General features: G+C 33.2%; 25 protein-coding genes and 1 other RNA gene. 13 read left to right on the forward strand and 13 right to left on the reverse strand.

Annotated features, from left to right (window positions below; all coding sequences use genetic code 11):
• Window positions 1-131: 131 nt before the first annotated feature.
• From rpsF to ligA, 5 genes are all read left to right on the forward strand, one after another.
• Window positions 132-473, forward strand: a complete 342-nt coding sequence (gene rpsF / locus K5R64_RS05120; protein ID WP_026715038.1) for a 30S ribosomal protein S6 — start codon at window positions 132-134, stop codon at window positions 471-473.
• A 5-nt stretch (window positions 474-478) separates the two neighbouring features.
• On the forward strand, window positions 479-775 hold the full coding sequence (rpsR, locus tag K5R64_RS05125) for a 30S ribosomal protein S18 (RefSeq protein ID WP_007138295.1): 297 nt from the start codon (window positions 479-481) through the stop codon (window positions 773-775).
• A gap of 62 nt (window positions 776-837) precedes the next feature.
• On the forward strand, window positions 838-1,275 hold the full coding sequence (gene rplI / locus K5R64_RS05130; protein WP_220761539.1) for a 50S ribosomal protein L9: 438 nt from the start codon (window positions 838-840) through the stop codon (window positions 1,273-1,275).
• A 164-nt stretch (window positions 1,276-1,439) separates the two neighbouring features.
• A complete protein-coding gene (locus K5R64_RS05135; RefSeq protein WP_220761542.1) occupies window positions 1,440-1,913 on the forward strand; it encodes a DUF6495 family protein in 474 nt (157 codons plus the stop codon).
• 71 nt (window positions 1,914-1,984) lie between these two features.
• Window positions 1,985-3,985 (forward strand): NAD-dependent DNA ligase LigA, encoded by a 2,001-nt coding sequence (gene ligA / locus K5R64_RS05140; protein ID WP_220761544.1) that lies wholly within the window; start codon window positions 1,985-1,987, stop codon window positions 3,983-3,985.
• Window positions 3,986-4,163: 178 nt separating this feature from the next.
• Here the strand turns inward: ligA and dnaN are convergent, their stop codons facing one another.
• From dnaN to K5R64_RS05160, 4 genes are all read right to left on the reverse strand, one after another.
• The gene (gene dnaN / locus K5R64_RS05145; protein WP_220761546.1) at window positions 4,164-5,282 is read right to left on the reverse strand and encodes a DNA polymerase III subunit beta; all 1,119 of its coding nucleotides are present in this window, start codon (window positions 5,280-5,282) and stop codon (window positions 4,164-4,166) included.
• 111 nt (window positions 5,283-5,393) lie between these two features.
• The gene (gene gldG / locus K5R64_RS05150) at window positions 5,394-7,079 is read right to left on the reverse strand and encodes a gliding motility-associated ABC transporter substrate-binding protein GldG (RefSeq protein ID WP_220761548.1); all 1,686 of its coding nucleotides are present in this window, start codon (window positions 7,077-7,079) and stop codon (window positions 5,394-5,396) included.
• Entirely contained in the window at window positions 7,079-7,804 is a 726-nt protein-coding gene (gene gldF, locus K5R64_RS05155) for a gliding motility-associated ABC transporter permease subunit GldF (RefSeq protein ID WP_220761551.1), read from the reverse strand. Before gldF ends, gldG begins: the two co-directional genes overlap by 1 nt.
• Before the next feature lie 17 nt (window positions 7,805-7,821).
• On the reverse strand, window positions 7,822-8,649 hold the full coding sequence (locus tag K5R64_RS05160) for an S-adenosyl-l-methionine hydroxide adenosyltransferase family protein (RefSeq protein WP_220761552.1): 828 nt from the start codon (window positions 8,647-8,649) through the stop codon (window positions 7,822-7,824).
• A gap of 195 nt (window positions 8,650-8,844) precedes the next feature.
• Here K5R64_RS05160 and K5R64_RS05165 point away from each other — a divergent pair, with 195 nt between their 5' ends.
• From K5R64_RS05165 to K5R64_RS05180, 4 genes are all read left to right on the forward strand, one after another.
• Entirely contained in the window at window positions 8,845-9,795 is a 951-nt protein-coding gene (locus tag K5R64_RS05165) for a PhoH family protein (protein WP_220761554.1), read from the forward strand.
• 77 nt (window positions 9,796-9,872) lie between these two features.
• The gene (locus K5R64_RS05170; RefSeq protein WP_220761556.1) at window positions 9,873-10,688 is read left to right on the forward strand and encodes an SDR family NAD(P)-dependent oxidoreductase; all 816 of its coding nucleotides are present in this window, start codon (window positions 9,873-9,875) and stop codon (window positions 10,686-10,688) included.
• An 84-nt stretch (window positions 10,689-10,772) separates the two neighbouring features.
• Window positions 10,773-11,585: a Cof-type HAD-IIB family hydrolase gene (locus K5R64_RS05175; RefSeq protein WP_220761558.1), complete on the forward strand. Its 813-nt coding sequence runs from the start codon at window positions 10,773-10,775 to the stop codon at window positions 11,583-11,585.
• A 114-nt stretch (window positions 11,586-11,699) separates the two neighbouring features.
• Window positions 11,700-12,650 carry a phosphoribosylaminoimidazolesuccinocarboxamide synthase gene (locus K5R64_RS05180; protein ID WP_220761559.1) on the forward strand — a complete coding sequence of 317 codons (951 nt, stop codon included), beginning with the start codon at window positions 11,700-11,702 and terminating at the stop codon, window positions 12,648-12,650.
• A gap of 84 nt (window positions 12,651-12,734) precedes the next feature.
• Here K5R64_RS05180 and K5R64_RS05185 read toward each other — a convergent pair whose 3' ends face one another.
• From K5R64_RS05185 to K5R64_RS05205, 7 genes are all read right to left on the reverse strand, one after another.
• Window positions 12,735-13,274 (reverse strand): SRPBCC family protein, encoded by a 540-nt coding sequence (locus K5R64_RS05185; RefSeq protein WP_220761560.1) that lies wholly within the window; start codon window positions 13,272-13,274, stop codon window positions 12,735-12,737.
• Window positions 13,275-13,304: 30 nt separating this feature from the next.
• Window positions 13,305-13,508: a hypothetical protein gene (locus K5R64_RS17280; RefSeq protein ID WP_308443152.1), complete on the reverse strand. Its 204-nt coding sequence runs from the start codon at window positions 13,506-13,508 to the stop codon at window positions 13,305-13,307.
• Window positions 13,493-13,759 carry a DUF1801 domain-containing protein gene (locus K5R64_RS17285; RefSeq protein ID WP_308443153.1) on the reverse strand — a complete coding sequence of 89 codons (267 nt, stop codon included), beginning with the start codon at window positions 13,757-13,759 and terminating at the stop codon, window positions 13,493-13,495. Before K5R64_RS17285 ends, K5R64_RS17280 begins: the two co-directional genes overlap by 16 nt.
• A 144-nt stretch (window positions 13,760-13,903) precedes the next feature.
• The gene (locus K5R64_RS05195; protein WP_220761561.1) at window positions 13,904-14,272 is read right to left on the reverse strand and encodes a hypothetical protein; all 369 of its coding nucleotides are present in this window, start codon (window positions 14,270-14,272) and stop codon (window positions 13,904-13,906) included.
• Between the two features lie 40 nt (window positions 14,273-14,312).
• On the reverse strand, window positions 14,313-14,435 hold the full coding sequence (locus K5R64_RS17140; protein WP_255580302.1) for a hypothetical protein: 123 nt from the start codon (window positions 14,433-14,435) through the stop codon (window positions 14,313-14,315).
• Between the two features lie 460 nt (window positions 14,436-14,895).
• On the reverse strand, window positions 14,896-15,369 hold the full coding sequence (locus tag K5R64_RS05200; RefSeq protein ID WP_220761562.1) for an SRPBCC domain-containing protein: 474 nt from the start codon (window positions 15,367-15,369) through the stop codon (window positions 14,896-14,898).
• Between the two features lie 271 nt (window positions 15,370-15,640).
• A complete protein-coding gene (locus tag K5R64_RS05205) occupies window positions 15,641-15,937 on the reverse strand; it encodes a hypothetical protein (RefSeq protein ID WP_220761563.1) in 297 nt (98 codons plus the stop codon).
• A 117-nt stretch (window positions 15,938-16,054) separates the two neighbouring features.
• Here K5R64_RS05205 and rnpB point away from each other — a divergent pair.
• Window positions 16,055-16,392, forward strand: an RNA gene (gene rnpB / locus K5R64_RS05210) — RNase P RNA component class A.
• Window positions 16,393-16,535: 143 nt separating this feature from the next.
• On the opposite strand, the gene K5R64_RS05215 is transcribed toward rnpB, so the two are convergent.
• Both K5R64_RS05215 and K5R64_RS05220 read right to left on the reverse strand, forming a co-directional pair.
• Complete coding sequence (locus tag K5R64_RS05215) at window positions 16,536-17,114, reverse strand: RsmD family RNA methyltransferase (protein ID WP_220761564.1); 579 nt, start codon at window positions 17,112-17,114, stop codon at window positions 16,536-16,538.
• Window positions 17,111-17,917, reverse strand: a complete 807-nt coding sequence (locus K5R64_RS05220; protein WP_255580303.1) for a DUF3822 family protein — start codon at window positions 17,915-17,917, stop codon at window positions 17,111-17,113. Before K5R64_RS05220 ends, K5R64_RS05215 begins: the two co-directional genes overlap by 4 nt.
• A 248-nt stretch (window positions 17,918-18,165) precedes the next feature.
• Here K5R64_RS05220 and K5R64_RS05225 point away from each other — a divergent pair, with 248 nt between their 5' ends.
• From K5R64_RS05225 to K5R64_RS05235, 3 genes are all read left to right on the forward strand, one after another.
• Entirely contained in the window at window positions 18,166-18,399 is a 234-nt protein-coding gene (locus K5R64_RS05225; protein WP_220761565.1) for a thioredoxin family protein, read from the forward strand.
• A 111-nt stretch (window positions 18,400-18,510) separates the two neighbouring features.
• Window positions 18,511-19,107, forward strand: a complete 597-nt coding sequence (locus tag K5R64_RS05230) for a MarR family winged helix-turn-helix transcriptional regulator (RefSeq protein ID WP_220761567.1) — start codon at window positions 18,511-18,513, stop codon at window positions 19,105-19,107.
• Window positions 19,108-19,192: 85 nt separating this feature from the next.
• The gene (locus K5R64_RS05235; RefSeq protein ID WP_220761569.1) at window positions 19,193-20,614 is read left to right on the forward strand and encodes an ATP-dependent RecD-like DNA helicase; all 1,422 of its coding nucleotides are present in this window, start codon (window positions 19,193-19,195) and stop codon (window positions 20,612-20,614) included.
• Window positions 20,615-20,782: the final 168 nt, after the last annotated feature.

The following is a 20,782-nucleotide window of genomic DNA, read 5'->3' on the forward strand; positions in this document are numbered from 1 at the left end:
ACTAATTTTAATCGTTTTTTTTTGCTTTTAAACGGTGTTTTGTGCATTTCAACGAATTATTTTTCTTTTTACTTGTGTAGTGAATTAAAATAATTATTTTTGCACCCAATTTTAACAAATACATACACAATATGAATCATTATGAAACTGTTTTCATTTTAAATCCCGTTTTATCTGATGTTCAGGTAAAGGAAACAGTAAGCAAATTTGAAGATTTTCTTACTAGTAGAGGAGCTGAAATGGTAGCCAAAGAGGATTGGGGTCTAAAAAAGATGGCTTACGAAATCCAAAACAAAAAAAGTGGTTTTTACCATTTATTCGAATTCAAAGTAGCTCCAGAAGTATTAATTGCTTTTGAAACTGAATTTAGACGTGACGAAAGAGTAATGCGTTTCTTAACTGTAAGTTTAGACAAACATGCTATCTCTTGGGCTGAAAGAAGAAGAGCGAAACTTAAATCTCAAAAAGCTTAATTATTATGGCAACTTTACAACAATCTGCTTCAGGAAAAAAAGACGGAGATATCAGATATCTTACTCCTTTGAATATAGAAACGAACAAAACTAAAAAATACTGTCGTTTCAAAAAATCAGGAATCAAATACATCGATTATAAAGATGCTGATTTCTTATTGAAATTTGTTAACGAGCAAGGTAAAATTTTACCTCGTCGTTTAACTGGTACTTCATTGAAATACCAAAGAAAAGTGTCTGTAGCTGTTAAGAGAGCACGTCACTTAGCTTTAATGCCGTATGTGGCTGATTTACTAAAATAATTAAAAATTAACAGTTGTTGCCTCGCCACGGCGGGCTAACTTCTATAACAAAGGACAACAACATGGAACTTATTTTAAAACAAGACGTTCAAAATTTAGGATTTAAAGATGATATCGTAACTGTAAAAGCAGGATATGGTCGTAATTATTTAATTCCACAAGGATTTGCTCAATTAGCAACTGCTTCCGCAAAGAAAGTATTGGCTGAAAACCTAAAACAAAGAGCACACAAAGAAGCTAAAGTAATTGCTGATGCTCAAGCATTAGCTGAAGCTTTAAAAGCCATCGAAATTAAAATCGCTGCAAAAGCAGGAGGTGAAAAATTATTTGGTTCAATCACAAATATTGACATCGCTGAAGCTTTAGCAAAAGGTGGTCAAGAAATTGATAGAAAATTCATTACTTCTGGAATTATTAAACGTACTGGTAAATATACTGCTACTGTTCGTTTACACAGAGATGTAATTATTGAATTACCTTACGAAGTAATAGCTGAATAATTTAGCTTGAATTTAGATATAGAGAATCCCGATGAAAATCGGGATTTTTTTTTATAAAACTTTTTTGGATTTTGGGTTTAAGTTATCATATTCGTGTTCTCGTTTTATCACCTTTAAATAATTATTTGCCAAATAAATCCTAAATCAAAATTCCTTAATTTAAAATGAAATACGCAAGATTAACAAAAGAACAATTTGAAGAATTGACACAAGAATTCACTAATTTTTTAGCTTCTCAATCTATTGATAAAGCTGAATGGGATAGTATCAAAGAAAATAAACCCGAAGTGGCTGAACAAGAATTGGATGTTTTTTCGGATTTAATATGGGAAGGAGTATTAACTCGTGCTGAATATTTAGAACATTTTTCAAAAAACCATATTTTTCTTTTTCAATCTTTTGATACTTATATAAATTCAATTGTTTTAAAATCATTACATCCTGAAGTAGATTTTTTAACCAAAGAAGGTTTGCAATGGTTAAGTGATAATATGTTTACGGATTCAATTGAAATGAAAGTAGGAAAAAAAGAATTTTCAGAAGATAGAAACAGTTCTTTGTTTGCTTTAATTCAACAAGGTGCATTTTTAAGTGACGGTCAATTGTATAAACAAATTAATACGATTATTGAATCGTAATATTGGTAATATTTCTTTTTAATTGGTTATTTTAGTACACTAAATGTAATACTAAAATAGCCAATTTTTTTATGGATATCTTACCAAAAATACTGTTGTTGCGTGAAGAATTAAATCAACATAATTATAATTATTATGTGTTGGACAATCCTACCATCTCTGATTATGATTTTGATTCGAAATTAAAAGAACTACAAGATTTAGAACATCAATACCCACAATATTTTGACTCCAATTCTCCTACTCAACGAGTGGGTGGAATGATAACTAAAAATTTTGATACCATAGCCCATGAACAGCGTATGTATTCATTGGATAATTCATATTCCATTGAAGATTTGTTGGATTGGGAGAAACGCATTCAAAAAGTTTTAGGTGAAGTGCCTTTGCAATATACTTGTGAATTAAAATATGATGGCGCTTCGATTAGTATTACTTATGAAAATGGCTCTCTGGTGCGCGCTGTGACCCGTGGAGATGGTTTTCAAGGTGATGATGTGACTAATAATATTAAAACCATCAAATCGATTCCGTTACAACTAAAAGGAAATTACCCTGCTAAGTTTGCTATTCGAGGTGAAATCATTCTGCCATTTAAAGGATTTGAAAAAATGAACCAAGAATTAATAGAAATAGGAGAGACACCTTATTCGAATCCACGTAATACAGCTTCAGGAAGTTTGAAATTACAGGATAGTGCCGAAGTAGCAAAACGACCTCTGGAATGTCTTCTCTATTCAATTGTGGGTGACAATTTGCCTTTCGCTAATCAATTTGAAGGATTGCAAGCGGCAAGGGAATGGGGATTTAAAGTTCCTGAGGCTGCTGCATTGGTATCTAGTTTGGATGGTGTTTTTGAGTTCATCAATTATTGGGATGTGCATCGTCATGAATTGCCGTATGAAACTGATGGGGTTGTGATTAAGGTGAATGCGATTCAGTACCAAGAGGAATTAGGTTATACGGCTAAATCCCCACGTTGGGCGATGGCATATAAATTCAAGTCAGAACAAGTAGCTACGACATTAAATTCAATTTCGTACCAAGTAGGAAGAACGGGGGCAATCACTCCAGTTGCTAATTTAGAACCTGTGCAATTAGCAGGTACCATTGTAAAAAGAGCTTCATTGCACAATGCTGATCAAATTGAAAAATTAGACATTCGTATTGGGGATACTGTTTTTGTTGAAAAAGGAGGAGAAATTATTCCTAAGATTATAGCGGTAGATTTCAGTAAAAGACCCCAACATTCTGAACCTACACATTATATTACAGATTGTCCTGAATGTCAAACAGAATTGATTAGAAATGAAGGAGAGGCCAATCATTATTGTCCTAACTTTTACGGCTGTCCTCCACAGATTGTAGGTCGAATTCAACACTATATTTCACGTAAAGCCATGGATATAGAAGGTTTAGGTGGTGAAACGGTGGCTTTGTTGTTTAATAATGATTTAGTTCACAATTATGCAGATTTATATGAGCTAACTGTAGAGCAAATTTTACCACTCGAGCGTATGGCTCAGAAATCAGCTGAGAATTTAATAAAGGGTGTAGCAGCGTCTAAAAAAATTCCTTTTGAGCGTGTTTTGTATGCTTTAGGGATTCGTTTTGTAGGTGAAACGGTGGCTAAAAAGTTAGCTAAGCATTATAAAAATATAGATGCTTTGTCGCAAGCTAGTTTAATGGATTTGGTGTTGGTGGACGAAATAGGGGAGCGTATTGCACAAAGTGTGGTTGACTTTTTTGAAAATCAAGAGAACCGTGTGATTATTGAACGTTTAAAAAGTTATGGAATCCAATTTGAATTGGAAGAAAAAGTAAATCTTAATGCAACAGAAATTTTAACTGCAAAAACATTTGTTGTGTCAGGTGTGTTTACACAATTTTCACGTGATGAATTGAAAAAAGCCATCGAAGACAACGGCGGCAAAGTAGGGAGTTCTATTTCGGCTAAAACAGATTATGTAGTGGCTGGAGACAATATGGGACCTGCAAAATTAGAAAAAGCTTCAAAATTGAATATCCCCATCATTTCCGAGATAGAATTCATGAAAATGATAACCGAATAAAAGTTTTAGAAAATTATAGAATAAAAAAAAACCGCTTATCCCTTAGGAAATAGCGGTTTTTTAAAATATAAAAAATGGTTGGTTAATAGCGCATTTGTTTTACAATAATAGGTATAATTATTATACCTTCAAAATAAAATACAATAAAATATTAAATTAATATTAATTATAAGTTAAATTAACTATTTAGCATTACTGGCATCACCAACATTGTAACTGTTTCACCTTCCTCTAAACCATCTACAGGTGTTAATATTCCAGCTCTGTTAGGTAAAGACATTTCGAGCATAATCATATCAGATTGTAGATTCGTTAGCATTTCAGTTAAGAAACGAGAATTAAAACCAATTTGCATATCATCGCCTTGATAATCACAAGTTAGCCTTTCTTCGGCTTTATTTGAATAATCGATATCTTCGGCTGAAACGTTCAACTCAGCGCCTGCAATTTTTAAACGTATTTGGTGAGTAGTTTTGTTTGAAAAAATAGCCACACGACGTACAGAACTTAAAAATTGAGAACGGTCAATCATCAATTTGTTTGGATTTTCTTTTGGAATCACCGCTTCATAATTTGGATATTTCCCATCGATTAAGCGACACATCAAATTGTAATTGTCAAATGTAAAAGTGGCATTGGAGTCGTTATATTCAATTTTAACTTCTGCATCCGATGTTGAAAGTATATTTTTTAAAATATTCAACGGTTTTTTGGGCATAATAAAATCAGCAACCTCAGAAGCTTTTACATCCGTGCGTGCATATTTTACTAATTTATGAGCATCAGTGGCTACAAAAATCAACCCTTCTGGTGAAAATTGAAAAAACACTCCCGACATTACAGGTCTTAAATCGTCATTCCCAGCAGCAAAAATGGTTTTGCTAATTGCTGTAGCTAATACTTCTGCAGGAACAAGTGTAACAGAAGGTTCGTCTAAATTAACTGATTTTGGAAATTCTTGCCCTGGTGCATAAGCAAGTGCGTATTTACCCGAGTTAGAACTAATTTCAATTGTGCTGTTTTCTTCTACAGTGAAAGTTAAAGGTTGCTCAGGGAACGTTTTAAGAATCTCTAAAAGCAATTTAGCTGGTACGGCAACACTTCCTTGGCTGGTTGAATCAATGGCTAATGTTGCAGACATGGTTGTTTCTAAATCCGATGCAGAAACGGTTAATTCATTTTGGTCTAATTCAAAAAGAAAGTTGTCTAAAATAGGTAATGTATTACTACTATTAATAACACTTCCTAAAACTTGTAATTGTTTTAATAAGTACGAACTCGATACTATAAATTTCATCTGTTATGTTTTATTTTTTGAAGTCTGTATGGCTTTAAACTGTATTGAAAATAGAATACATTTTACAAATATATCGTAATCTAAATTAGTATTGAAAATTATTTATTAACACTATTTGCTGTATTTCTTTTTTCGAAGATAGGTGAACAGAAATCCGAAAAAACCTAATGCTAATAATGGTAGTCCTATAGTTAGGACTTGTGTTTGTGTGTAGTTTTCATATACTTTTTCTTTGTCAAGCAAAGGCAAATCCAAATCTTTGGAGCGAATGTTAATAAGTCCGCTGTCATCCAAAAGGTAATTTACACAATTTAGCATGAAATCTTTATTGTCGTACAAATTTCCAGAGCGCTGATCAAAACCTAATTCGACGGGTTCTCCATTTTTGTCCAGTTGATTTTTGACGATATCTCCATCAGCAATAACAATCATTTTGTTAATATTTCCTGAGGATTTAAAATCTTTTTGTTCAAAAGGAAGAATGCGGTTTTCGAACACTGATTTAAAATTACCTTCCAGTAAAACACTCAAGCTTTTGTAACCAGTATTAATGTAATGATTGGGGCTTGTTTCTTCGGTAACAATATCAAGGCTGATTTCGACCGGCGTACCAATTTTTTTTGAATACTGGGAGGATTGTAATAAAATAGTCTTTTTTATTCCGTTTTTTAAGGTGTCAATTGGATTGGCAAAATCAAATTTAATTCCACCTAAATTTTTTACAATCGGATGTTGACTTTCAGGATATACAATTGGAGCAAATTTCCAATTGAAATCTTGGTATTGTGTTGCGCTTCCTTGTTCGCCAGTAGCAAGTTTTATAGGACTTCCTTGTTCGTCTTTGATAATGTCAGGGTTGATTCTAAAACCATATTTAAAGAACATGTCATTAAGTCCTAAATCTTTAGGAAAAGCTAAGGTTGCTCCTGCTGGATTGTATAGGCTATCCATTTCGGCTGTTACTTGATCAATTAGCCATAAGCTTTTTCCACCATTTACAATGTATTGATCCAAAACTTGTTTTTCGGCATCCGAAAATGTTTCAGTAGGTTTTGCAATGATAGCTAAATCATATTCCTTTAATGCGTCGAGGGTGCGGTTAGGGCTATTAGCAACCGAATCCAGTGTGAAAGGGCCTATGTGGTAACTTTCTCTTATTTGAAGTAAAAATTTAGCAATATAAATGTCTTGCAGTTCGTCATTCCCTTTGATTACTGCAATTTTCTTTTGTTTTTTTGTTGTTGCTTTATGAAAAGCATCTGCTATGGAGTATTCTAAATGCTGTACCGAACCAATAACTTTATCAGTGGTTGATGCCCCCATAATATTTTTTAACAATGGGATATTGACTTCTTTGTTTTTGTAATAGGCAATCGCCCAAGGAAAAGCAATCGCTTGTGATTGTTTTCCTTTGTCATCAACAGTAATGTTTACAGGTGTGAGTCCTTTTGTATAAAGTTGTTTGATGTTGTCCATGCTGGATTCCTCATTCTCAAGTGGATTGATGAATTCAAATGAAACGTTTTTATTATAGGCTTGAAATTCTTCTAATAACTGTTTGGTTTCTTGTTGCAAACGTTTGAATTCAGGAGGTAAATCGCCTTCAAGATAAATTTTAACATATAAAGGTTCGTGAACTTTACTAAGGATTTCAAGTGATGTAGGGGACAAGGTATATCGTTTGTCCTTGGTCAAATCCAATCGAAGGAAAAAATAGCTACTAATACCATTTAAAACAAATAATACAAGTAAGATTAATAGAACTGATTTGCTGTTTTTATAAAAAGAATTTCCCATTACCATTGAACGGATTTAAGTTTGTTAACTGTAAATGAAAGAAAGGCAATTGTAACACTCAAAAAATAAATGATATCTCGGGTATCAAGAACTCCTCTGCTCATACTCTTAAAATGTGCTTCCATTCCTAATGCAGCTATAAAATTTGAAAACACAGGCAATACAGAAGAGAAGCTTTCGAATCCAAAATAAAAAATAAAACAGAGGAATACTGCGATTAAAAAGGCTACGATTTGGTTGTCAGATAAAGAAGAAGTGAAAATTCCGATAGCGGTATAGCCTGCCATTAAAAATAACAATCCAAAATAGGAACCCCATGTACTTCCCATGTCGATATTTCCTTCAGGTTGTCCAAGGTTAGAAATAATCAAGACATAGATAAATGTTGGTATAATTGCTATGACAATTAATAGAAAGGCTCCAAGAAACTTTCCGCAAACAATCTGCCATAAGGACAAAGGTTTTGTCAAAAGCAATTCTAATGTACCTTGTTTTTTTTCATCCGAAAAACTACGCATGGTTATGGCGGGAATTAAAAAAATAAAAATCCAGGGAGCCAAAGTGAAAAACGGACTCATATCCGCAAATCCTGAATTAAGGATGTTGTATTCACCATTAAAAACCCAAAGGAATAACCCGTTGAGAATCAAGAAAAGTGCAATGACTAAATAACCTATTGGTGAACCAAAGAAGGATTTAATTTCCCGTAATAAAATGGATTTCATTTGTAATTAATTTACATTTATTTGAATTGTATGAGCACAATATCTCTATAGTTAAGGCCTAACAAGCTATGGGCAGAACCTACAGTAGAAGGGTTGCTTCTAAATATGGCAATTTCGAGGTAGCCTGCTTCGTTAAAAATGGCTAATTTTTCTCCCTCATAGTTTTTTATAGGGTATTTATCGGATATGGCAATGGCAGAATATCGAGGTAAAATTGTTTTAATATTTTTGGTTTTCATCACAATTTCATAAGGACGCCCTTTGGCTACCGCTAGAAATTGTTGTTTCGAAATATTGGTAACCACATTCCCAAAATGATCAATATAAATAACATGCCCTTTGAGTGAATTATTGTCTTCGGATACGATGGCTTGTAATTCAGTTACTTGTTTGATAGCACTTATTTCTTTGCCGATAACATTGAGTAATCCGCCACGGGCAATATGACAAGCTACTTTTACAAAAACATCCAAATCTGTGGCGTCATTAGGTAAACGGTCATGAATGTTGATAGAAACAATTTTTTGAGGGACAATCCTTTGCGAAAGCATGCTTAAAATCCCATTGTCAGCTGCTATGAAATAAGAATCGTTCCACTGCATGGCAATATGCTGATTCTCTTTATTTAATTCTAAATCCACTCCTATGAGATGTACAGTACCTTTTGGAAAACTCGAATAAGCAGCACTGATTACGTAACTGGCTTCAACAGTGTTGAATGGGTCAATATCGTGCGAAAGGTCGATAATGGTAACTTCTGGATACTCTGATAATAGTTTCCCTTTCAACGCACCTACAAAATGATCTTTCAAGCCGTAATCGGTAGTAAGGGTAATTATTGACATAATTTTGTTTATAACTATTACTGGATTCTAAAACTAATTTTTATTAAATTTGAGAAATGCAAAGCTAATAATAGTAATTTCAAAAACACAAAAAACGAAAAACAAATTCCATTCAATTTAGGAAATAGATTAAGATGTACTTCCTATCCGCATTAGAAAATTAGTTGGATAAATGTTAATTTAAAACTACACAATTTGAACGAAAGAATCATCGAGCTAATAGACATCGCACCAAAAGAGTTTTGGGGCGCTCAAGACACTCATCTTGAAATGATTAAAAAATACTACCCGAAACTAAAAATTGTGGCGAGAGGCACAACGTTGAAGGCCTTTGGAGAAAAAGACATCTTAGATGAATTTGAAAAACGATTCCAACGCTTGTTATTGCATTTTTCAAGATATAATAATATTGATGACAATGTGATTGAACGTGTTATTCTAGGAGATGGAGACGAGGATAGAAAAACGACTATTAATGATAAAATTTTGGTTCATGGTGTAGGAGGGAAGATGATTAAAGCCATGACGCCTAATCAGCAGCTATTAGTAGATACCATCAACAAAAACGATATGGTTTTTGCCGTAGGTCCAGCAGGAACCGGAAAAACTTATACAGGGGTAGCAATGGCCGTTAGGGCTTTAAAAGAAAAGCAAGTAAAACGCATCATACTAACACGACCTGCTGTTGAAGCAGGTGAAAATCTAGGTTTTCTTCCTGGAGATATGAAAGAAAAATTAGATCCTTATATGCAACCGCTTTACGATGCGTTGAGAGACATGATTCCACATGAAAAATTAGAAGATTACATCACTAAAGGAATCATTCAAATTGCACCTCTGGCATTTATGCGTGGACGTACCTTGGATAGTGCTTTTGTTATTTTGGACGAAGCTCAAAATACCACTCATTCTCAAATGAAAATGTTTTTGACTCGTATGGGAAAAAATGCTAAATTCATGATTACAGGTGACCCTGGACAGGTTGATTTACCGCGTCGTACGATTTCGGGATTAAAAGAAGCGTTATTGGTTTTAAAAGACATCGAGGGCATCGGAATTATTTATCTAGACGATAAAGATATTGTAAGGCATCGATTGGTTAAAAAAGTCATTGATGCATACAAATACACAGAAAATAACGATTAATAAAAAAACAATAAAGAAATGCAACGGCCTCTTTTTGAGGTCGTTTTTATTATTATTGATTTCAAAAAAGAATAGAATTGAAAACTGTATTGATAACTGGTGCATGTGGAGGAATAGGAAAAACTACAGCTTTGTATTTTGCTAACAAAGGTTGGAGTGTAATTGCCACAATGCTCTGTTTAGAGGAAAAAAAAGAATTTGAACCTTATGACAATATTCATTGTTTTGCATTGGATGTGACTTCGACAGCGAGTATTGAAACATGCAAAAATGATATACTCTTGCAATTTCCTAAAATAGATACCATAATTAATAATGCTGGAGTAGGGTACCGAAGTTTTGTTGAATTGGCATGCGATAATGAAATAGAGCGTATTGTAGAAATTAATTGGCTAGGTGTTGTCAAAGTATGTCGGGCTTTTATTCCTGTTTTCCGTGAACAAAAGTTCGGACAGTTTATTAATATTACTTCGATTGCGGGATTAGTTAATTTGCCATTAGGAAGTTTTTACCATTCGACCAAACATGCAGTTGAAAGTTTTTCAGAATGTATGGCGTATGAACTACTCGATTTTAATATAAGTGTTACTACAGTTCAGTTTGGTAATACGCCTTCTAATTTTCAAAAAAATGTTGTCAAATCTACTACTACATCCATTACAGCGTATGCTAATTTAATGCGTAAAATTGATGAAGTTTTGGCTCAAAAAACCAAAAAAAATGTTGATTTAAAACAATCCATTGTTGAAGAACTGCTTCAAATTGCTGAAAATCCGTCCAAAAATTTTAAAAGGCACACCATTGGTTTTGATGCTAATTTTCTACATATCGCTAGAAAACGATTAGGGTATCAAATGTTTGCTCGAATGATACGTCGCTCCGTTTTTAAATGATAAATTAGCGTTAAATCCTCATGATTGCTGTTATACGGGTTTTATTTATCATGGGAATAGAATATTTTTGCCAAAAAAAACTTTATGGAGGATTGGAGCAATGTAAAAGTAATTATTACAGATTTAGACGGTACCTTACTTAATCCCTCGCATACCATTTCTGATTATTCCCAAAAGATATTTAGAACGCTCCACGAAAGAGGATATTTAATTATTGTTGCTACAGGTCGTCATCATTTGGATGCCATGCCATTGGTGGAGCCATTAGGGTTTCCAGTGTATTTAGTTACTTCTAATGGAGCCAGAATTCACAATCCTCACAAAGAATTGCTTTTTTCATTTGACATAGCGAGCGAAACTATTAAGTCTATTATTGAAATTGGAATTCCAGATGAATTTACTACTGTATTATATAAAGAAACAGTCTGGCAAACCAATAAACACAATGAAAAATTGAACAATTTTCAGCCAGAAATGAATTATAAGCCAGAGTTGGTCGATTTTAACACCTTAGAAGATTTTAGTACCATTAAATTGTTTTTTACACACGAAGAACACACAAAGCTGGTCGCGTTAAGAGACCAAATTTTAGAAAAACATGCTCAAAAAGTAGTTTCGGCATTTAGTTTGCCACATTGTTTGGAATTTATGGATACTTCGGTTGATAAATGTGTGGCCATTGCAAAGATTTTAGCGCTAGAAAATTATAATTTTGAACAAACTATTGCTTTTGGTGATGGATTTAATGATGAAAAGATGTTAGTAGCAGCTTACAAAGGGATGATAATGGGGAATGCTCCTGAGAGTTTAAAAAATAAATTGGCTCATTTAGAAGTAATTGATACAAATGCTATGGATGGTGTCGCTCAATTTTTATTTGATAAACTAGTTAATTAAAAACATAATTTATCTTACAATAAGCTGTAAATAACATTCTGGGATTTGTTGTGTAACTTTATAAAATAATCCTAAATTTGTGGCTTCAAATAAAACAACACAACATTTTAGCAAATGAGCAATACAATTACCACCACTAATTTTAATTTTCCTAATCAAAAATCAGTTTATAGAGGTAAAGTAAGGGAAGTTTACAATATCAATGACGAGTTGCTGGTTATGGTTGCCACTGACAGACTTTCAGCGTTTGATGTGGTTTTACCAAAAGGAATTCCATATAAAGGTCAAATTCTAAATCAAATTGCTACTAAATTTATGGAGTTGACCGCTGATATTGTGCCTAACTGGTTGATTGCTACTCCTGATCCAAGTGTTGCTGTTGGACATTTGTGCGAGCCATTCAAAGTTGAAATGGTTATTCGCGGGTATCTATCAGGACACGCTTCTCGTGAATATGCGCTAGGTAAAAGAGAAATTTGTGGCGTACCCATGGCCGAAGGACTAAAAGAGAATGATAAATTTCCTGAACCTATCATTACACCAACAACTAAGGCGGATAATGGTGAACACGATGCAGATATTTCTAGAGAAGCTATTTTAGCAAATGGTTTGGTGACCGAGGAAGATTATGTGGTTTTAGAAAAGTACACTCGTGCTTTGTTTCAAAGAGGTACAGAAATAGCAGCTAGTCGAGGACTGATTTTAGTGGACACAAAATATGAATTTGGAAAAACCAAAGAAGGAAAAATTGTTTTAATTGATGAAATTCACACTCCTGATTCTTCTCGTTATTTTTATGCTGAAGGGTATCAAGAAAGACAAGACAAAGGGGTGGAACAAAAACAGTTATCAAAAGAATTTGTTAGACGTTGGTTGATGGAAAATGGCTTTCAAGGTAAAGAAGGACAACAAATTCCTGAAATGACAGATACCTATATCGGAACAGTATCTGAAAGGTATATTGAATTGTATGAAAATATTATTGGGGAAAAATTTGTCAAAGCTGATATCTCCAATATAGATCAAAGGATTGAAAAAAACGTATTGGCTTTTTTAGCACAATAATCGATTCTATTCAGGTTAATATTAAAATGTCTGTAATTTTTCAAAAAAGGAAATTACAGGCATTTTCTTTTAGAACTGGCCAAATTATTTTTCTAAAATGACTTTTAAATTTTCCAATCCTTTTTGGAGATCTTTACCAAGCATTTTATCCATATTCATTATAGGAAGCATCAAATTCATGGGATACGGCATTTTTCCGTTGAAGCCCCATTTTACTTTAGTGGAGTTAGGAGTAATTTTTTCTGTAGTGAAATAAGCGTTGTCGTTTGCTTCAAAAGGGATTTTAAACCGCAATTCAAAATCAATTCGTTCTCCTTCGATAATTTGTTTTATTTCTTGTTCGCCTTTCCCTACTTGTTCGTTTTGACTTTCCCATGCAGCGATAGCACCTATGGTTCCATCGGTACCTGAAAATGATTTTTTCATGTCAGGATCCTTTTTTGACCAAACACTAAATTCATCTTGATTTTTTAAAAATTTGAGGTAATTAAAGACGGTGTCTTTGGGTTGGTTGATGATAATTTCTCTTTCAACAGCATAATTATTGGGCATAAAAAGTGCAACCAATAAGGATAATGCAATACATCCCAAAACAATGAAGAGTATTTTTTTAATAATTTTCATAGATGTTAGTTTTAAGTTGAACAGAATAATTTATCTTTTTAGTTGTTTTTCGTAGCAATTGATCCATTCTGTTGCGGTAATCTTTTGTACTAAATCTCCCAAGAGTTGTAACGGAAGTTTGTCCGTTTTTTTAAATCGAATACAGCTTTTTCCCATGTCCGGCTTGGTATTGTAACGAAGGATGTATTCTGAAATAAACCATTGTAAAAGTTCAGGATTTACATACAAACCCATGTGGTAAAACGCAATATAATTTTTTGAGAAGCGATATTGATAAAAGGCAAAGGGAATTTTGGATTACAATGATACCCGGGGGGATAAACTGATTTTGGAATTACATAACCAATCATTCCATAATTCATTTCTTCGACAAAACCATTAGGGAGGTGTTGCAAAATAGTTTCTCGAAGTTTTTGCATAACTTCTTTCCTCTCGGGTGAAAGTTCGTTTAAATAATCTTTAATCGTAAGCGCTTTAGATGGCATAAGCAGTGAATATCCAGTATAAATTTAGTGAAAAAGAAGGTTCTTTTTATCAAATTCTTCACATAATTTGTTGCATACCTCAAACATCCTTATGATTATGCATTGCTTTTACTTTTTTGAATCAGTCAATGACAAACATTAGCGTTATTCGTCTAACTTCATATTTCCTCTGTCTTTGTGATTATCAGGATGACTCGCAGGGTAACGATTGGGAGTAACATCTGAATTCAAATCTTTGTTTTCGACGGTTTTCATCGCTTCTTTGTCAGTAGTAACCCCTCGATTGGCATTAGGATTGTCCAATTTTATCTCGTTCGGAATTTCTTCAGGGCTTTCAATAGGATTTCGAGCTCTATCCACAACCATTTGATTTCCGTCGGCATCCGTTTCAATTTCTTTACTCAAGGGTAAATCAGTGTTTTTGTCTTCAAGGGGATTGTTTTCCTGACAATTTTTTTTGATATCCGTTTGCGAAGCATTTGTTTCAAGCGCTTCTGTTTTTTTTCTTTCCATAACATTAAATTTAATTTTCTTTCGAGGTTTTTATAACTAATCAATGACTACATTGACCTAATAATACCCAAATCAGTATAAAGATTAGAATAGTACTGAAGCAACCTCCGCCTAATTTTTTGGCTCCATAGCCCGCCAAGAGACCTCTTAATAATTTATTCATAACGCCATCTTTATAAGTTAGTAATTGAATTATTTTTTACAACAGTTGTAATAACGGGTTATCTTTTCTCCGTTTTGTTGAAAGGCGGCCTTAATGAGGTAAACCTTATTTAGTTGAAATACTGTTGGTTATTAGAAAGTGAAGTTCGGAATTTAATCAACATTTTTTTTATATAAGAATTAAAAAAAGTTTCAAAATTCACAGTTTTTTATGGCGCCTATTCCAGCCCTTTGCTATAGCCCTCTAGTTGGTGGCTTTTTTTACAAGTCACTAGAGGAGCTTTCTTTGGTCGCTCTCTAGTGCCAGTAAAAAAATAGCCATCAACTTATCGGGGCTACCGCTTCGGTCTGGGGCGGGAAAACGTATATTGATAAATTGAAATTTATTTGGAATAGTTCGGAAAGTTCGTTGAATAAAATAGCCTATCGTGACTTCAAATTTAAGCACGATTGAAGATGTTTTATAGGTTAGTGTTTTTGTTTTCGACTAAGTCTTTGAGCGCAACCAACGCTTTTGGCCACGAAGTATTGAAATATGCAACAAAGTCATTGGTAACATCGATTGCTACCGATACTGTAGTTACGCCATTTTTTTCACTAAAGGAATAATTTTCGAAGCCGCCTGCCCACTCTTGAACGGCTGGACCATCGGTAATTTCGATTTCACCATCCAAGATACCGTAATGACGAATGGAAACAAATTGAAATGGAATATTTTCAGCAATTTCAGAGACCATTCCTCCCTTTTTTCCATTTTCATCCGTTCCAATAAAATAGATTTTGGCTCCTTTATCCCAGCCTCCTTCATAAGTTGATGTAGGATTAAATACAGATGTCCATTGTTGATAAGTTTCAATGGTGTTTTTGCCAAGCATCGCATTATAAACGCTCTCAGCAGATGCATTAATTGTTGTCTTGAATTGTAGTTTTACCATATTCTGTAAGTGTTAAACGTTCCTTTATGTAAGTTTTTTTTGGGAGAATAACTTTTAGATATAAATCAGTTATTTTAAATAACAATTTTCCAAACACTCCATCTATAATATAAAAAGGAGGTTATAGATTCTTTTAAGCAAGTCCCTATAGTATAACAATAAATGATTCTTATCAAAATAGGTTGTTTTTTTTTGTAATCAATCGAAGTGAAAATCCAGCAAAATATAAATCTGTAACTGTAGCTATGCATTGCAGATTTATATTTTAGGATTAATTTCGTCCTTTTATACTCAATTGAATGAGTGTCTCATGTGCTTCGTTGATGGAATTGGCGGCAAAACCAGCGACGTAAACGCCTTTTTTTCCTGAGCTTGATTTGATACCATAAACAACCGCTTCATCATCAGGATTAGAATCGCCTTCATACCGATAGATATGCACAATTTCGTATTTACTGGGATTTTTTACAATGTCTTCTTCATGGAGATTAAAATCGTAGGTAAATCCTTTTTCGTGAAGCTGGTCTAAAGCTTTGGCTACTGAAGTATAATGATACATTTTGGACATAATAATAGTTTTTAAGTTGTACTTTAAAGATAACTATTTTAAAATTAATTATTTACAAATCTCCTGTTAAAGTGTATTTATTAAAATGAAAAAACAGTTTAAATAATGTAAATTTGCAACACAGACCGCCTTATCGTCCCGATGTATCGGGGAGGAAAGTCCGGACACCACAGAGAAGCATAGCGGGTAACACCCGTCGGTTTGTTCTGAATTCATTTCAGAATAAATTAGGACAAGTGCAACAGAAAGTATGTACAGGTAATGCTGTAGTGAAACCAGGTAAACTCTATGCGGTGAAATATCAAGTATATCAGCTTCCGTTAATTCGGAATAAGGGTTTCTCGCCCGACGCTGAAGGGTAGATAGATGGAACTTATGAGTAATTGTAAGTCTAGATAAATGATAAGGGTTCGCTTAGGCGAATACAGAATCCGGCTTATAGGTCTGTTTTTTTTATAGTTTAGAGGTAATCGTTTAGAGGTTAATCGTTTAGAGTTAATCGTTTATGGGGTGATTTTTAGAGTTTAATCGTTTAGGGGTTAATTGTTTAGGATAGTCGATTAACCAGTTAACTATTTAACCAAATAACCAACTAAAACTATTCCTCTTCACCATCACCATCGAGAATTTCTTCGGTAATATTGGGTTCAAAAAAACTAAAAATTGAGCCACCATAACTTTTCTTAAATGAAAAATGCATCATGTGGTCAAGTTTGGTGTATTTTGAATGTTCAATAATCATCATTCCGTCTTCATTCAAACTATTTTTTTCAATAATCATTAAAACTATTTTTTCGAAAGTAGCTTGGTCAAAATCGTAAGGAGGATCGGCAAAAATGATGTCGTAAGTGGCGTTGTTTTTTTCTAAAAACTTAAAAATATCACTTTTTACAGCCGCAATATTAAAGTCAAATTGAGCGGCAGTTTGTTTGATAAATTTTACGCAACCAAAATCACCATCTACTGAAGTAATAGGTGAACTTCCTCTAGAAGCAAATTCATAACTGATGTTTCCAGTGCCTGAAAATAAATCCAATACTTTTAAACCTTCAAAGTTAAAATGATTGTTCAAAACATTAAACAATGCTTCTTTGGACATATCGGTTGTGGGACGAACAGGAAGTCCTTTAGGAGGAGTGATACGTCGGCCTTTGTATTTTCCTGAAATGATTCTCATGAGTTGAAAAGTATAAAATGTTTTCTGTTTTCGACCTCAGAAAAATAATTATTCCATCGCAAGTCTTCAACATCTTTCAAGTTGACATTGCGGATGAATTTATAAGCGATTTTGTAATAAGGACTATCAGTTGTAATATCACCAATTAATTCCAACGGGAAATTTTCAGGATTCATCTGGAGTTGCTCGGCAGTAAACAATAGATAATATAAGAAGTCTTCGGGAGTTTGGTATTCGAATGAATTAAACAATAGCAATTTTTGATTTTGAATAATAACAATTTCAAAATGACCTTGTGCAAAATGAATCCACATTGTTTTGGTATCGTTGTTTTTGGATGCATCCATTAACTTGGTTACCAAAATGCTATTGGCATGCTTGTAATCAAAACTTCCAAACTTATCGATGAAATAATTATTCATGTTTACATACGGAATGTAAACCAAATTAATTTGGTAGTTGCTAATTTCATCAAAAGCAAAGAAATCAGTTTCGAATACTTTGGTATTGTATTGTAAGTAACTACCTAAATAATTTTCATCAAATAATGCTGCTGGTACGAAGGTGGAGAGGTTGTTGTTGTGAATAATCGTCACATCATCATATCGTTCATTCAGCTCTGGATGTTTCTCAAAAGCATCTGAAAATAATTCTTCAATTTTGATACCTCTATCGATTGGATCAAAATTTACTTCACAAAAAGAAGAAACCGTACCATTTAAAGTATCGAAACAACAAAAAGAAAGTCCAGTCAAGGAAACCTGAATGGAAAGCTTTTTATATTTTTTTTCGGTAATATTCATGTGTACAGTTGGTATTTTTATTTAGGCAAACTTACAAATTCAAATCTCAAAAAACAATTATATCCTTAAGCCTTATTTGTAAAGAATGCATTGTCTTATTTTCCTTTATTAAGTACTTTTTAAATGAAATTTTTTTAAAACCCTTTATGGGAACTTGTTTTTTAAAAGTATGTTAAATGATTATAAATAGTTAGGATAACTAACTATATTTGTAATCTAAATATTGTTTAACCAAAAAATGTATAATTATGAGCAAATCTGTTTTTTATCATGCAGGCTGTCCTGTCTGTGTGAGCGCTGAACAAGATGTAATTGATTTAATTGGACAAGAAAATGTTCAAATCATTCATCTAGGTGAGGATAAGTCCAAAATCGAAGAAGCTGAAAAAGCAGGAGTTACTTCAGTTCCTGCCTTAGTAACACCAAAAGGAAATGTATTGCATTTGAATTTTGGAGCATCCATTGAAGATTTAAAGAACTAACAAGGATTATCCCTGTTGTCATTAATCTGCAGCAGGGATAATTTTTTAGAAATCAGTAATGGAAAAACACTTATTTTTACATTTAATGAAATGTTATTTAAAATAGAGAGTATGTCAGTTTTTAATTTAAACGAACAAAATTCCAATCTTGACAATAAAATTGTTGCAGGATTAGAACGTATATCTCAAGTTTTTAAAACTTTACTTTGGGAAAAATCCAAAGCGTTTAATCTTTCTCCTATTCAAATCCAATTGTTAATTTTTATTCAGCACCATGCTTCAAATCAATGTACTGTGAGCTATTTGGCACAAGAATTTAATATCTCAAAACCCACAGTTAGTGAAACGATTAAGATTTTGGAACAAAAAAAATACATCCAAAAAGTGGTTGATGCAGTAGATACAAGAAGTTATCGAGTTATTTTAACGGCACGAGGTGAAGAAATTGTTTTTGAAACTGAAAGTTTTACAAATCCGCTGACGGAGATTGTCTCGCAATCATCTATTGAAGATAAAATAACTCTTTGGAAAAACATTTCTAGTATGATTCTCCAATTGAACAAGATGAATATTATCACTATTCAGAGAAGCTGTTACAATTGTCATTATTTTTCGAATGAAAACGACAAGCCTTTTTGTGGTTTACTCAATCAAGAATTAGAAGTCGAAGCTATTAGAATGGATTGTGGAGAGTTCAATCCAGCATGATTTTTTAGAATTTTGATAAAAATCATAGCCTTTAAACCAGCTTTAAAAGCTATCTTTGAAATTCGTTTTTCAATTCTTATCCTAAATGAATTCTTCACAGTTTTACAGTCTTTTAAAAAAGAAATTCCCGTTTTCTCCAACGTACCAACAGGATATTTTTTTTCAAAAAATTGCTATTTTCTTAACGGATACTTATAACGATTCCATTTTTGTATTGAAAGGATATGCGGGAACAGGAAAAACAACTGTCATTTCTACCATAGTCAATAACCTTACTGAAATTAATAAAAAATACGTGTTGCTAGCACCTACTGGTCGCGCGGCCAAAGTAATTGCGAACTACTCTGAAAAGCCAGCCTTTACAATCCATAAAAAAATCTATTTCCCTAAGAAAACCTCAGGGGGAGGCGTATCATTTACTTTGCAGCCCAACAAACATAAAAATACAATTTTTATCGTGGATGAAGCTTCCATGATTTCGGATGTGGATTCTGATTCAAAGTTGTATGCTAATGGCTCTTTATTAGATGATTTGATTTCCTATGTTTATTCGGGAACCAATTGCAAAATGATTTTATTAGGAGATACTGCTCAGTTGCCTCCTGTGAATTTAGATATTAGTCCAGCATTAGATATTGATACACTGAGTTTACATTATAATAAAGAGGTGGATCATATTGAACTTGACGAGGTGATGCGTCAGGAAGAAGATTCTGGAATTTTATTCAATGCCACTGAACTCCGGGAATTACTAAAAGATTCTTTTATTACTGATTTTCAATTTAATGTTCGAAAATTTAAGGACATCGTGCGTTTAGTCGATGGGTATGATATTCAGGACGCTATCAATTCAGCTTATAGCAATTATAGCATTGAGGATACTGCATTTATTGTTCGTTCCAATAAAAGGGCTAATCAATACAATGAGCAAATTCGCTCTAAAATTCTTGACAAAGAAAGTGAATTGGCAACAGGAGATTTCTTGATGGTGGTGAAGAACAATTATTTCTGGCTCAAAGATTCGGACGAAGCTGGTTTTATCGCGAATGGGGATATCATTGAAGTTTTAGAAATATTTAGAATCATCGAATTGTACGGTTTCAAGTTTGCCAAAGTCAAAATCCGAATGGTCGATTATCCTAATCAAAAACCTTTTGAAACCGTTTTGCTATTGGATACGATAAAAAGTGAATCTCCTTCCTTGACGTATGAAGAATCGAATCGGTTGTATCAAGAAGTACTGAAAGATTATGAAGGAGAAACCAAATACAAACAATTTCAAAAAGTGAAAGCCAATGAATATTTCAATGGCTTGCAGGTAAAGTTCTCTTATGCGATAACTTGCCACAAATCACAAGGAGGGCAGTGGAACACTGTTTTTGTAGAACAACCTTATTTACCTAACGGCATTGATAGAGACTACATTAGATGGTTATACACTGCAATGACCCGTGCTAAAAACAAATTGTATTTGATAGGTTTTAAAGATGAAAGTTTTGTCCAGTAATTCTTTTTAAAAGCAGTAAGGCATTGAAGTTTTTCAATAATAAAAAAATAGCAGGTTCTTTCACTACGACTACGGTAAAGATGGTGTAATTTTTGTATTAATTAGATGAAATTCTATTTCTCATTTGAATCTATTATATTTGTTTAATGAAAAAAGTCAAATGAAAAC

Origin of the sequence: Flavobacterium sp. UMI-01 (genome assembly GCF_019656315.1) — a bacterium.
GTDB lineage: Bacteria > Bacteroidota > Bacteroidia > Flavobacteriales > Flavobacteriaceae > Flavobacterium.

Bases quoted from the DNA above. Each gene is read 5' to 3' on its own strand.
- K5R64_RS05205 (WP_220761563.1), bottom strand. From the start codon at position 15,937: ATGTCCAAAATGTATCATTATACTTCAGTAGCCAAAGCTTTAGACCAG.
- gldF (WP_220761551.1), bottom strand. From the start codon at position 7,804: ATGAAATCCATTTTATTACGGGAAATTAAATCCTTCTTTGGTTCACCA.
- K5R64_RS17140 (WP_255580302.1), bottom strand. From the start codon at position 14,435: ATGAATAAATTATTAAGAGGTCTCTTGGCGGGCTATGGAGCCAAAAAA.
- K5R64_RS17285 (WP_308443153.1), bottom strand. From the start codon at position 13,759: ATGCCATCTAAAGCGCTTACGATTAAAGATTATTTAAACGAACTTTCA.
- ligA (WP_220761544.1), top strand. From the start codon at position 1,985: ATGGATATCTTACCAAAAATACTGTTGTTGCGTGAAGAATTAAATCAA.
- rpsR (WP_007138295.1), top strand. From the start codon at position 479: ATGGCAACTTTACAACAATCTGCTTCAGGAAAAAAAGACGGAGATATC.
- K5R64_RS05185 (WP_220761560.1), bottom strand. From the start codon at position 13,274: ATGAAAATTATTAAAAAAATACTCTTCATTGTTTTGGGATGTATTGCA.
- K5R64_RS05215 (WP_220761564.1), bottom strand. From the start codon at position 17,114: ATGAGAATCATTTCAGGAAAATACAAAGGCCGACGTATCACTCCTCCT.
- rplI (WP_220761539.1), top strand. From the start codon at position 838: ATGGAACTTATTTTAAAACAAGACGTTCAAAATTTAGGATTTAAAGAT.
- gldG (WP_220761548.1), bottom strand. From the start codon at position 7,079: ATGGGAAATTCTTTTTATAAAAACAGCAAATCAGTTCTATTAATCTTA.
- rpsF (WP_026715038.1), top strand. From the start codon at position 132: ATGAATCATTATGAAACTGTTTTCATTTTAAATCCCGTTTTATCTGAT.
- K5R64_RS17280 (WP_308443152.1), bottom strand. From the start codon at position 13,508: ATGGGTTTGTATGTAAATCCTGAACTTTTACAATGGTTTATTTCAGAA.
- K5R64_RS05225 (WP_220761565.1), top strand. From the start codon at position 18,166: ATGAGCAAATCTGTTTTTTATCATGCAGGCTGTCCTGTCTGTGTGAGC.
- K5R64_RS05235 (WP_220761569.1), top strand. From the start codon at position 19,193: ATGAATTCTTCACAGTTTTACAGTCTTTTAAAAAAGAAATTCCCGTTT.
- K5R64_RS05195 (WP_220761561.1), bottom strand. From the start codon at position 14,272: ATGGAAAGAAAAAAAACAGAAGCGCTTGAAACAAATGCTTCGCAAACG.
- K5R64_RS05160 (WP_220761552.1), bottom strand. From the start codon at position 8,649: ATGTCAATAATTACCCTTACTACCGATTACGGCTTGAAAGATCATTTT.
- K5R64_RS05180 (WP_220761559.1), top strand. From the start codon at position 11,700: ATGAGCAATACAATTACCACCACTAATTTTAATTTTCCTAATCAAAAA.
- K5R64_RS05135 (WP_220761542.1), top strand. From the start codon at position 1,440: ATGAAATACGCAAGATTAACAAAAGAACAATTTGAAGAATTGACACAA.
- K5R64_RS05175 (WP_220761558.1), top strand. From the start codon at position 10,773: ATGGAGGATTGGAGCAATGTAAAAGTAATTATTACAGATTTAGACGGT.
- K5R64_RS05230 (WP_220761567.1), top strand. From the start codon at position 18,511: ATGTCAGTTTTTAATTTAAACGAACAAAATTCCAATCTTGACAATAAA.
- K5R64_RS05200 (WP_220761562.1), bottom strand. From the start codon at position 15,369: ATGGTAAAACTACAATTCAAGACAACAATTAATGCATCTGCTGAGAGC.
- dnaN (WP_220761546.1), bottom strand. From the start codon at position 5,282: ATGAAATTTATAGTATCGAGTTCGTACTTATTAAAACAATTACAAGTT.
- K5R64_RS05220 (WP_255580303.1), bottom strand. From the start codon at position 17,917: ATGAATATTACCGAAAAAAAATATAAAAAGCTTTCCATTCAGGTTTCC.